Raw genomic sequence first — 11,503 nt, forward strand, 5'->3', positions numbered from 1 at the left:
ACAAACCCGCGCCCGCAGACCGGGGCATCGGGGACATTGCATCCGGCGCCGGTGCCTCGACATAGGGTGGGCCACCATGACATGGCTGATCACAGGCGGAGCCGGCTACATCGGGGCACATGTGGCGCGGGCCATGACCGACGCCGGCGAGCGCGTTCTCGTACTGGACGACCTCTCGGCCGGGGTTCCCGCGCGGCTCCCGTCGCGGATCCCGCTCGTCGAGGGCTCGTCGCTGGACGGCGAGCTGCTCAAGCGGGTGTTCGCCGAGCACGCGGTGACGGGGGTGGTGCATCTCGCCGCGCGCAAGCAGGTCGGTGAGTCCGTGGCACGGCCGACGCGCTACTACCAGGAGAACGTGGGCGGTCTCGGCACGCTCCTGGAGGCGGTGGCCGAGGCCGGGATCAAGCGGTTCGTGTTCTCGTCGTCCGCGGCCGTCTACGGCGCCCCGGACGTCGACCTGATCACGGAGGACACCGCGTGCGCGCCGGTGAACCCGTACGGCGAGACCAAGCTCGCCGGGGAGTGGCTGGTGCGGGCGGCGGGCCGGGCGCACGGCATCGCGACGGTGTGCCTGCGCTATTTCAACGTCGCCGGGGCCGCTTCGCCCGAGCTGGCCGACACGGGCGTCTTCAACATCGTCCCGATGGTCTTCGACCGGCTCACCCGGGACGAGGCCCCGCGGATCTTCGGCGACGACTATCCGACGCCGGACGGCACCTGCGTCCGTGACTACATCCATGTGGCCGACCTCGCCGAGGCGCACCTGGCGGCGGCTCGACGGCTGACGGACCCGGACATCGGCGGCGACCTGACGGTCAACATCGGTCGCGGCGAGGGGGTGTCCGTGCGCGAGCTGATCACGGTGATCGGCGAGGTCACCGGGGACCGGCGGCCCGCGCTCGTCGAGGCGCGGCGTCCCGGGGACTCCCCCCGCGCGGTCGCCTCGGCCTCGCTCGCCGCCGCGGAACTCGGCTGGACGGCCCGGCGCGGGGTACGCGAGATGGTCGAGTCGGCGTGGCGGGGCTGGCTGCTGCACCACGGCGGCTGACCGCCCGAAAGCTCTGACCTGCGGACTCGTTTCCGCAGGTCAGGGCACATGACAACGGTGTTCAGTGCCGCGTTGCCCGATACCCCCCACCCGTAGTTGACTGTGATCCCGGAACGCACATCCGATCATCCGACGGACCGCAGAAGGGCGGCTTTCTCATGGGGGCTGGGCACGACCACGGGCACGGGCACACGCACGTGCCGACGAGCGGTACGGCTGCTGCCGCGTATCGCGGAAGGCTGCGCGTCGCGCTGTCGATCACGCTCGCCGTCATGCTCGTCGAGATCGTCGGGGGCGCCGTCGCCGACTCGCTCGCCCTGGTCGCGGACGCGGCGCACATGGCGACGGACGCGGTGGGCCTGGGGATGGCCCTGCTCGCGATCCACTTCGCGAACCGCCCGCCGAGCACGAAGCGCACCTTCGGCTACGCCCGCGCGGAGATCCTCGCCGCCCTCGCGAACTGCCTGCTCCTGCTGGGCGTAGGTGGCTACGTCCTGTACGAGGCCGTCGAGCGGTTCTTCACGCCGGCGGACACCGAGGGCGGCCTGATGATCGTGTTCGGCGCGATCGGCCTGGTCGCGAACATGATCTCGCTGACGCTGCTGATGCGGGGCCAGAAGGAGAGCCTGAACGTACGCGGCGCGTTCCTGGAGGTGGCGGCGGACGCGCTCGGCTCGCTCGCGGTGCTGGTCTCGGCGGCGATCATCCTGGTCACCGGCTGGCAGGCCGCCGACCCGATCGCCTCGCTGGTCATCGGCCTGATGATCGTGCCGCGCACCTTCAAGCTGCTGCGCGAGACCCTCGACGTGCTGCTGGAGTCGGCTCCGAAGGGCGTCGACATGGCCGAGGTGCGGTCCCACATACTCGCTCTCGACGGCGTCGAGGACGTCCACGATCTGCACGCCTGGACGATCACGTCCGGCATGCCGGTGCTGTCGGCGCACGTGGTGGTCAGCTCCGACATCCTCAACGCGATCGGCCACGAGAAGATGCTGCACGAGCTCCAGGGCTGTCTCGGGGACCACTTCGACGTGGAGCACTGCACCTTCCAGCTGGAGCCGAGCGGGCACGCCGAGCACGAGGCGCGGCTCTGTCACTGAACATCCGTACGGTCCGACAAGACGCCAGTACGGTCGGAATGCAGCGATCCGGTGGTCGGTCGCGTCCTCATGCCCACAGCGCCCCTTCGGACGGTTCCGTGCCCGCCGCGCCGGGCACGATCAACTGCCGGGAGTGCCGGATTCGTACGGCACACTTGGGGCGCGAAGACCGACGTGAAGGATGGCTATGCCGATCACACCTGCGACCGCGACACACAGCCCGTCGAACGGCGCCGCAGACGCGATTTTGCTGGAACTGGTCGACGAGAACGGTGTGACGATCGGCACCGCGGAGAAGCTCGCCGCCCATCAGCCGCCGGGGCAGCTGCACCGCGCCTTCTCCGTGTTCCTCTTCGACGAGTACGGCCGGCTGCTGCTCCAGCGGCGGGCGCTCGGCAAGTACCACTCCCCCGGCGTGTGGTCCAACACCTGCTGCGGTCACCCCTACCCCGGCGAGGCGCCCTTCGCGGCCGCGGCCCGGCGGACGCACGAGGAACTCGGCGTCTCCCCGTCGCTGCTCGCCGAGGCGGGGACGGTCCGCTACAACCACCCCGACCCGGACTCGGGCCTGGTGGAGCAGGAGTACAACCACCTCTTCGTCGGCATGGTGCAGGCCCCGGTGCGGCCGGACCAGGAGGAGGTGGGCGAGGTCGCGTTCGTCACCGCCGCCGAACTGGCGGAGCGGCACGCCAAGGACACCTTCTCTTCGTGGTTCATGACCGTGCTCGACGCGGCCCGCCCCGCGATCAGGGAGCTGACGGGCCCGTCGGCCGGCTGGTGACGAGCCGGGCCCGGCGGGCGGGTGTCAGGGCACGTGCACGGGTTTGAGCGGAACGGCGGCCCAGATCACCTTGCCGCCGTTCGCCGTGTGCTCGACATCGCACACCCCGCCCGCCTCCCGCGTGATCTCGCGCACCAGGAGCAGGCCGCGGCCGCCCGTCCGGCCGTGGTCCGCCTCCAGCGCGGTCGGGCGGTAGGGGTGGTTGTCCTCCACGGAGACCCGCAGCCACTCGGCGCCCACGGCGACCTCCACGGCGAGCATCGGTGACAGCAGCGCCGCATGCCGGACGGCGTTCGTGACCAGCTCCGAGACGATCACCAGCAGCCCCTGGACCAGGTCGTCCGGCACCGGCACCCCCTGGCGGTACAGCAGGTCCCGCACGGCGTGCCGTGCCTGTGGGACGGAGGCGTCCACGGCCGGGGCGGTGAACCGCCAGACGCCCTCGTACGGCAGTGGATTCGGCGGCCGCTGATCGAGGGGCTCGTCCGCGCCGCCTGCTGGGCGTGGGCCGGACCCGCGCCCGTGGTTCTCCATCGTCCGGTCGCCACCCTCGCGCTCGATTGTCACCACACGTCGAGTGTTGGTAACGCGCAGGGCCGGACCATGGCACTGAACACAAGTCAGCAGGTATCGAGCGTTTCTGATCGTTGGCGTATGACACCGTCAGATGTGGGACCGCTCCTGTCCCGCTCCTGCCGACTTGACGAACTATTCGGGTTGTACGGGTTTGACAGGCTCTGCGTCAGGCGCCCGCCGCGCTTCGGCCTCGTCCGCGAGGCGTTCGGAGACCATGCCGACGATATGGCGTCCGCCGAAGCCGGTCGCGATCAGACCGAGTCCGTCGAAGAGCAGCACGAGCGAGAAGAGCACGCCGATGACGTACCGGCTGCTCGGCCACGTGCTGAGCACCAGGATGCCGAGGAGCAGGTCGAAGGCACCCTGGACCAGGGTCCAGCCGAACTGCGGGCCGCGTACCACCAGGGCGCCCACCAGCCTGAACAGCCCTCCGGTGAGGAACAGCAGGGCGGCGAACATGGCCAGCGCCTCGGCCGCCGCCTCCGGCCGGCGGATCACCACGACGCCCGCCGCGATGTTCAGCGCCGCCACGACCACGCCCAGCCAGAAGAAGTTGCTGCCGCGCGCCTGGACCGCGTGCAGCAGCCCCACGACACCGCCGATCAGCAGCAGCCAGCCGAACAGGATCATCGAGGTCAGGGTGGCGAAGCCGGTGTAGACGAGGCCCACGAGACCGGCGAGGACCAGCAGGACGCCGAGCGCGCCCAGCCAGCTGAAGCCCCGCCGCATCTTCGCCGCCTCGCCCGTGGGCCTGGTGGACCTGGACCTGCCCATCGCGCCTCCTCGATCGACCCCCGTCGGCCCCTCCCTCCGAGTCCCCTTTGCGCCGTGTGTCGTAACTCGACGGTTCGACCCTCCCTGATCGGCCGTTCGACGCGGCCGGATAGCATCCGGGCCATGGAGCCCCAGCTGCTGCACAGCGTCGCCGACTCGGTCGCCACCGTCGTCATCCACCACCCGGCCAAGCGCAACGCGATGACGGCCGCGATGTGGCGGGCGCTGCCGCCGCTGCTGGACACACTGGCCGCCGACCCTGCCGTACGGGCACTGGTGGTCACCGGTGAGGGCAGAACCTTCTGCGCGGGCGCCGACATCTCCACGCTCCAGGGGTCGCCCCGGGAGGCGCAGGGGCTCGCCGTGGCCGCCGAGGAGGCGTTGGCCGCCTTCCCCAAGCCGACGCTGGCGGCGATCAAGGGGCACTGCGTGGGAGGCGGGTCGCAGCTCGCGGCGGCGTGCGATCTGCGGTTCGCCGGGGAGGGGGCGCTGTTCGGGGTGACACCGGCGAAGCTCGGGATCGTGTATCCGGCCTCCTCCACCCGGCGGTTGGTGTCGCTGGTGGGGCCCGCAACCGCCAAGTACCTCCTGTTCTCGGGCGAGTTGATCGACACGGAACGGGCGCTGCGCACCGGTCTGGTGGACGAGGTGCTGCCGGAGGGCGAACTGGACAAGCGGGTCGCGGAGCTCGCTCGGATCCTGGTGTCGCGCTCGCAGCTGACGCAGGCCGCGGCGAAGGAGTTCGCGAACGGGCGCACCGATCGCGACGACCACTGGGCGGGGCAGGCACGGGCGAGCGGCGACACCGCGGAGGGTGTCGCCGCGTTCCTGGAACGCAGGCAGCCGCGCTTCACCTGGACCACGGGCGCTACATCAAGCTGAAGCGGCTGTTCGTGCGGAACTCCTCGACGAGGTGGGCGGGGGCCTTCTGCGGGGAGCCCGCGTCGTAGGGCGGCTGCGGGTCGTACTCGGTCAACAGCTGCACGGCCTGGGCGTGTTCGTCACCGGCGATCTTCCCTACCAGTGCCAGACCCATGTCGATGCCGGAGGAGACCCCGGCTGCGGTGACGTACTTGCCGTCGGACACGACCCTCTCGCCGGTGGGCTCGGCGCCGTACTGCGGCAGGAAGTCCAGGGTGAGCCAGTGGGAGGTGGCGCGGCGGCCCCTCAGGAGGCCCGCGGCGCCCAGGAGCAGCGAGCCGCTGCACACGGACGTCGTCCAGGTGCTCGTGGCGTCGGCGGTCCTCAGCCACTCCAGGAGGACCTCGTTCTCGATCTCGGCGAAGGTTCCCGGGCCGCCCGGCACCACGACGACATCGGGGTGCGGCACCTCGGCCAGTGTCCTGTCCGCCGTGAGAGCGAGGAACCCGGTGTCGGCGCGCACGGGACCGGCCTGCGCGGCGACGAAGTGGACAGTCGTGTCCGGGATGCGACTGAGGGCCTCGTAGGGCCCCACGACATCGAGAGCGGTGAAGCGGTCGTAGAGGACCATCGCGATCTGCATGGGCGGCTTCCCTTTCGGCGGGGGCTCACTGGGCGGTTGCGGGGCGGAACCGGCGGCGGTACTCGACCGGGGGCGTCCCGAGGTTCTTGACGAAGGCGCGCCGCATGGCCTCGGGGGTGCCGTAGCCGCTGGCGCGGGAGATCTCCTCGACGCCGTCGCCGGTGTCCTCCAGCAGGCGCCGGGCGTGTTCGAGGCGGACGCGGTCGACGTACCGGCCGGGCGTCATGCCGGTCTCGGCCCGGAAGGCGCGGGCGAAGTGGCGCGGGGAGAGGCTCGCGCGGGCGGCGAGCGCCTCCACGGTGAGGTCGGCGTCGGGCTGCTCGGTGATCCAGCGCTGGACTTCCCTCAGGGGTTCGCGCCGGGCGGTCTGGGCGGCGAGCTGGGCGCTGAACTGTGCCTGGTTGCCGGGGCGGCGCAGGAACACGACCAGGTGGCGGGCGATGCCGAGGGCCACGTCCCGGCCCAGGTCCTCCTCGACCAGGGCGAGAGCGAGGTCGATGCCCGAGGTCACACCGGCGGAGGTGGCGACATGTCCGTCGCGCACATAGATCGGTTCCGGGTCGACCTCGACGGCCGGGTGGTCGCGGGCGAGCTTGTCGCAGTACGCCCAGTGGGTCGTGGCCCGGCGACCGTCCAGCAGCCCGGCCGCGGCCAGCAGGATCGCGCCGGTGCACACGGAGACCAGGCGCTCCGCGCGGGGGCCGTGCTCGCGCAGCCAGTCGGCCAGGGCGGGTCGAGGGCTGCGCGTGCCCGCACCGCCCGGGACGACGAGGGTGTGCGGCGGTTCGGGGACGTCGGCGAGCGCGTGCGTCCGGTACGACGGTCAGGCCGCTGGAGGTGCGGACCGGACCGCCGTCCAGGGAGGCGGTCCGGACGCCGTAGGTGCCCGGCATGTGCTTCTCGGCCCCCATGAACACTTCCAGGGGCCCGGTGACGTCGAGGCTCTGCACGTCGTCGAAGAGCACGAAGAGAACGGTCCGCTGCGCCATGGCACCGATTCTTCGCGGCTCACGGGACGGCCGCAATGACGGGTGGCCCACCTTTCCTGCCATGCCCCGCAGGCCCTCCCGTTACGTACCAAGCGGTTGGTAACCTCCGGCTCATGACTTCTGCAGCCCTTGAGCCCCGAGCCGGTCGCCGCTGCCACAACGCCCTCAACACCCTGCACGCGACCTCCTACTTCGCCCCCGAACTGGGCCAGGAAGCGGCCGCACTCGGCATCACGCACCCCCGGGCCGTCAACTTCGCGGTGCGCGCCGCCGCGCTGGGGCCGGTCGGCGCGGGCGCGGTGACGGCCGCGTTCTACAACTACAAGCACGAGCTGGTGGCCCGGCACGTCCCCGCGGTCTGGGCGATCGCCTCGCCCGAGGACGTACTGGCGGCACGCGCGCGTGCCGTGGACGCCTCGATGCGGCGCCTGCTCGGCGCGGACGCGCTCAGCTCCCCGGAGATGGCTCAGGCCGCACGGCTCGCGCTCCGGGCCGCCGAGGCCTGCTCCCGCAGCGCCCGGCCGCTGTACTCGGCCCACGCCGACCTGCCGGTCCCCGAGGAGCCGCACCTGGCGTACTTCCACGCGGCCACCCTGCTGCGCGAGCACCGGGGCGACGGGCACCTCGCCGTGCTGGTGTCGGCGGGACTCGACGGGCTGGAAGCCGTGGTCACCCACACCGCGACCGGCAAGGGCATGACGCCGAAGTGGGTGTACACCACGCGTGGCTGGACCCAGGAGGACTGGGACGCGGCGTCCGGGAGGCTGCGCGCCCGGGGGCTCCTGGACGAGGAGGGTGAGCTGACACCGGAGGGCGTCGCCCTGCGCGAGGAGATCGAGGCCGAGACGGACCGGCTGGACCGGGCACCGTACGAGCACCTCGGCGCGGAGGGGGTCGCGCGGCTCACGGAACTCGGTGCGGGCTTCGCACGGGCGGCGGCGGTGGCGGGGGCCTTCCCGGCGGACCTGATCGGGAAGGGCTGAGCGTCGGCGCGGGCGCCTGGGCGCAGGAGCGGGGCTCGATGACGCCGGGGCCGGGCGCCCGGATGCCGGGCGCGACGCCCATGGGCGACCGGCGACGGAGGCCCGGATGCCAGGCGCCAAACCCATGAACGACCGGCGACGGAGGCCCGGATGCCAGGCGCCAAACCCATGAACGACCGGCGACGGAGGCCCGGATGCCAGGCGCCAAACCCATGAACGGCCGACGACGGAGGCCCGGATGCCAGGCGCCAAGCCCATGGACATCGGCGAAGGGCGCCCGGATGCCAAGCGCGGGCCCGCGCCGGGGCGAGCCGGGGGCGGCCGGGGCGAGCCGGGGGCGGCCGGGGCGAGCCGGGGGCGGGCACGGCTCAGTTGGCCGAAAAGGAACCCGTGACCGCCTTCCCGCATGGCCGGCGTGCACTGCGGTACCCGGTCCTCAGCCGGCCGTCGTGGCCGGGGAGAGGAAAGGTGGATCACGTGTTCCGTGCAATAGCAGACGTGTTGCGTCAGATCGGCGGCGCCATCGCGACCGTGGTGACACTGCCGTTCCGGGCGCTGGCCCGGCTCTTCGGCGGTGCCTCCAGCAGTACGCGCAGCCGCAGGGCCTGATTCCGTCCCCGCCGCGACCGGCCGGGGAGCCGCCCTGATCCCCGGTTGTCGGTGTCACCTGCCACAATTGCCGCGCAACCTCAGTGAGAAGGCGGGACGGGATCGTGACGACACCCCTCGTAGGGTCCATCGAAGGCAGGATCGCCGCGGAGCTCGGCGTACGGGAGCGGCAGGTGAAGGCTGCCGTGGAGCTGCTGGACGGCGGTTCGACGGTGCCTTTCATCGCCCGCTACCGCAAGGAAGCGACCGAGATGCTCGACGACGCGCAGCTGCGCACGATCGAGGAGCGGCTGCGTTACCTGCGGGAGCTGGAGGAGCGGCGGTCGGCCATCCTCGACTCGGTGCGCGAGCAGGGCAAGCTGACCGAGGAGCTGGAAGCACAGATCCGCGGGGCCGAGACCAAGGCGCGGCTGGAGGACATCTACCTCCCGTACAAGCCCAAGCGCAGGACCAAGGCGCAGATCGCGCGGGAAGCCGGGCTGGAGCCCCTCGCCGAGGGGCTCCTCGGCGACCCGACCGTCGAGCCGCTGGCGGCCGCCGCCGCGTTCGTCGACGCCGACAAGGGGGTCGCCGATCCGCAGGCCGCCCTGGAGGGCGCGCGGGCGATCCTCACGGAGCGGTTCTCGGAGGACGCCGACCTGATCGGCGAGCTGCGTGAGCGCATGTGGGTGCGCGGACGGCTGTCGGCCAAGGTGCGCGAGGGCAAGGAGGAGGCGGGCGCGAAGTTCGCCGACTACTTCGACTTCGCCGAGCCCTTCACCGAGCTGCCCTCGCACCGGATCCTGGCGATGCTGCGCGGCGAGAAGGAGGAGGTCCTCGACCTCGTCCTGGAGCCGGAGGAGGCCACGGACGGCCCGTCGTCGTACGAGGGGATCGTCGCCTCGAAGTTCGGGATCGCCGACCGCGGCCGCCCCGGCGACAAGTGGCTCACGGACACGGTCCGCTGGGCCTGGCGGACCCGGATCCTGGTGCACCTCGGCATCGACCTGCGGCTGCGCCTGCGCACGGCCGCCGAGGACGAGGCCGTGGGGGTGTTCGCGGCCAACCTCCGGGACCTGCTGCTCGCCGCCCCCGCCGGCACGCGCGCGACGCTGGGCCTGGACCCCGGATTCCGTACGGGTGTGAAGGTGGCGGTGGTCGACGCGACCGGCAAGGTCGTCGCGACGGACGTCATTTACCCGCACGTCCCGGCCAACAAGTGGGACGAGGCGATCGCGAAGCTGGCCCGGCTGGCGAAGGAGCACGCGGTCGAACTGGTCGCGATCGGCAACGGCACGGCCTCTCGCGAGACCGACAAGCTCGCCGGTGAACTCATCACCAAGCACCCGGAGTTGAAGCTCACCAAGGTGATGGTGTCCGAGGCCGGCGCCTCGGTGTACTCGGCGTCCGCGTTCGCCTCGCAGGAGCTTCCCGACATGGACGTGTCGCTGCGCGGCGCGGTCTCCATCGCCCGCCGGCTCCAGGACCCGCTCGCCGAGCTGGTGAAGATCGACCCCAAGTCGATCGGTGTGGGCCAGTACCAGCACGACCTGTCCGAGGTGAAGCTGTCGCGCTCGCTGGACGCAGTGGTCGAGGACTGCGTCAACGGTGTGGGCGTGGACGTCAACACGGCGTCGGCGCCGCTGCTCGCCCGGGTCTCCGGCATCACCTCGGGGCTGGCCGAGAACATCGTGGCGCACCGGGACGCCAACGGCCCCTTCAAGTCCCGTACGCAGCTGAAGAAGGTGGCGCGGCTGGGCCCGAAGGCCTACGAGCAGTGCGCGGGGTTCCTGCGCATCCGCGGCGGCGACGACCCGCTGGACGCCTCCAGCGTGCACCCCGAGGCGTACCCGGTCGTCCGGCGCATGGTGAAGACCTCCGGCCAGGAGGTGGCCGCGCTGATCGGCAACACGGGCGTGCTGCGCTCGCTGAAGCCGGACGACTTCGTGGACGAGACCTTCGGTCTGCCGACCGTGACGGACATCCTCAAGGAACTGGAGAAGCCCGGGCGCGACCCGCGGCCGGCCTTCAAGACGGCCACCTTCAAGGAGGGCGTCGAGAAGATCTCCGACCTGGCGTCCGGGATGGTCCTGGAGGGTGTGGTGACGAACGTGGCCGCCTTCGGGGCGTTCGTGGACGTCGGTGTCCACCAGGACGGGCTGGTGCATGTCTCGGCGATGTCGAAGACCTTCGTCAAGGACCCGCGGGACGTGGTGAAGCCCGGTGACATCGTCAAGGTGAAGGTCCTCGACATCGACATCCCGCGCAAGCGGATCTCCCTGACGCTGCGCCTCGACGACGACGCGGCTCCGCAGGGGCAGCAGGGCGGCGGCGGTGAGCGCCGGCAGCGGGGCGGACGGCCGCCGCAGCAGCGGCAGGGGCGCGGCGGCGGAGGTGGCGGGGGCGGCTCCCGCCAGGCGCCGCCGCCCGCCAACAGCGCGATGGCCGACGCGTTGCGTCGCGCGGGGCTTCTCAACCCCGACAAGGGCAGGCGCTGAGCCGACACTCGGGCCCGGCCCCTCCGGTGCGACATGGAGGGTCCGGGCCGTTTCGCCCGTAAGGTGGCGGGATGCCGACAACGCGTGTCATCACCTGGGAAGTGGCGGGGAGCAGAGGGCTCGAGACCGCCTGGGTCGAGTTCGGCGAGGATTTCCTGAAGGGCCGCGGCCGGGCCGTGGGGACGGTGCCGGAGCCCTACTGGATCTCGTACGAACTGGACACAGCCGACGGTTTCGTGACACGTCGGCTGCGGGTCACCGCCGAGTCGGCGGCAGGTGTCCGCACGCTCGATCTGCGGCACGACGGAGCCGGCCGCTGGACGGCGAACGGCGCGCACCTGCCCGACGTCGACGGTGCCCTCGACTGCGACCTCGGCCGGTGTCCGCTCACCAACACGATGCCGGTGCTGCGGCACGGCCTGCACGGGGCGCCCGGGGAAGCCTCGTTCCTGATGGCGTGGGTGTCCGTGCCGGACCTGGCCGTGCTGCCGTCACGGCAGACGTACACACGGCTGGAACAGGGCGGCATCCGCTTCGTCTCCGGTGACTTCCGCAGCGACATCACGTTCGACGACGACGGGTTCGTCGTCGACTACCCGGGGCTGGCGACCCGGCTCGGCGACTGAGCCGTTCCGGCCGTCCCGCAGTACAGCGGCGCCGGG

At 71.8% G+C, this 11,503-nt stretch carries 11 protein-coding genes and 1 pseudogene; 8 read left to right on the plus strand and 4 right to left on the minus strand.

The genetic code is table 11. The annotated features are described in order from the left end of the window. Positions 1-76 precede the first annotated feature (76 nt). The 3 genes from galE (at position 77) to idi (ending at position 2,929) form a co-directional block, all read left to right on the plus strand. Positions 77-1,048: a UDP-glucose 4-epimerase GalE gene (gene galE / locus ACFYNL_RS22475; protein ID WP_388806307.1), complete on the plus strand. Its 972-nt coding sequence runs from the start codon at positions 77-79 to the stop codon at positions 1,046-1,048. Between the two features lie 158 nt (positions 1,049-1,206). After that, positions 1,207-2,148, plus strand: a complete 942-nt coding sequence (locus ACFYNL_RS22480; RefSeq protein ID WP_388806310.1) for a cation diffusion facilitator family transporter — start codon at positions 1,207-1,209, stop codon at positions 2,146-2,148. A 187-nt stretch (positions 2,149-2,335) separates the two neighbouring features. Next, positions 2,336-2,929, plus strand: coding sequence for an isopentenyl-diphosphate Delta-isomerase (gene idi, locus ACFYNL_RS22485; protein WP_388806312.1), 594 nt, complete (start codon positions 2,336-2,338; stop codon positions 2,927-2,929). Positions 2,930-2,953: 24 nt separating this feature from the next. Here idi and ACFYNL_RS22490 read toward each other — a convergent pair whose 3' ends face one another. Together ACFYNL_RS22490 and ACFYNL_RS22495 are read right to left on the minus strand one after the other, a co-directional pair. After that, positions 2,954-3,463, minus strand: coding sequence for an ATP-binding protein (locus tag ACFYNL_RS22490; protein WP_388807280.1), 510 nt, complete (start codon positions 3,461-3,463; stop codon positions 2,954-2,956). Between the two features lie 174 nt (positions 3,464-3,637). Then, a complete protein-coding gene (locus tag ACFYNL_RS22495) occupies positions 3,638-4,279 on the minus strand; it encodes an HdeD family acid-resistance protein (protein WP_388806314.1) in 642 nt (213 codons plus the stop codon). Between the two features lie 123 nt (positions 4,280-4,402). On the opposite strand from ACFYNL_RS22495, the gene ACFYNL_RS22500 reads away from it, so the two are divergent. Then, entirely contained in the window at positions 4,403-5,161 is a 759-nt protein-coding gene (locus ACFYNL_RS22500; protein ID WP_388806316.1) for an enoyl-CoA hydratase/isomerase family protein, read from the plus strand. On the opposite strand, the gene ACFYNL_RS22505 is transcribed toward ACFYNL_RS22500, so the two are convergent. Both ACFYNL_RS22505 and ACFYNL_RS22510 read right to left on the minus strand, forming a co-directional pair. Further along, positions 5,148-5,783, minus strand: coding sequence for a DJ-1/PfpI family protein (locus ACFYNL_RS22505; RefSeq protein WP_388806318.1), 636 nt, complete (start codon positions 5,781-5,783; stop codon positions 5,148-5,150). The genes ACFYNL_RS22500 and ACFYNL_RS22505 overlap by 14 nt on opposite strands. 25 nt (positions 5,784-5,808) lie before the next feature. Continuing rightward, positions 5,809-6,772: pseudogene (locus ACFYNL_RS22510) on the minus strand (GlxA family transcriptional regulator). Positions 6,773-6,885: 113 nt separating this feature from the next. On the opposite strand from ACFYNL_RS22510, the gene ACFYNL_RS22515 reads away from it, so the two are divergent. The 4 genes from ACFYNL_RS22515 to ACFYNL_RS22530 all read left to right on the plus strand — a co-directional run bounded on the left by ACFYNL_RS22515 (position 6,886) and on the right by ACFYNL_RS22530 (position 11,467). After that, complete coding sequence (locus tag ACFYNL_RS22515) at positions 6,886-7,755, plus strand: hypothetical protein (RefSeq protein WP_388806320.1); 870 nt, start codon at positions 6,886-6,888, stop codon at positions 7,753-7,755. A 477-nt stretch (positions 7,756-8,232) separates the two neighbouring features. After that, positions 8,233-8,364, plus strand: a complete 132-nt coding sequence (locus ACFYNL_RS22520; protein ID WP_252100478.1) for an LPFR motif small protein — start codon at positions 8,233-8,235, stop codon at positions 8,362-8,364. A 104-nt stretch (positions 8,365-8,468) separates the two neighbouring features. After that, positions 8,469-10,841, plus strand: coding sequence for a Tex family protein (locus tag ACFYNL_RS22525; RefSeq protein WP_388806322.1), 2,373 nt, complete (start codon positions 8,469-8,471; stop codon positions 10,839-10,841). 71 nt (positions 10,842-10,912) lie between these two features. Further along, positions 10,913-11,467, plus strand: coding sequence for a putative glycolipid-binding domain-containing protein (locus tag ACFYNL_RS22530; protein ID WP_388806324.1), 555 nt, complete (start codon positions 10,913-10,915; stop codon positions 11,465-11,467). The last annotated feature ends 36 nt before the right edge of the window (positions 11,468-11,503 follow it).

It is taken from the genome of Streptomyces sp. NPDC007808 (assembly GCF_042868655.1).
Classification (GTDB): Bacteria; Actinomycetota; Actinomycetes; order Streptomycetales; family Streptomycetaceae; genus Streptomyces.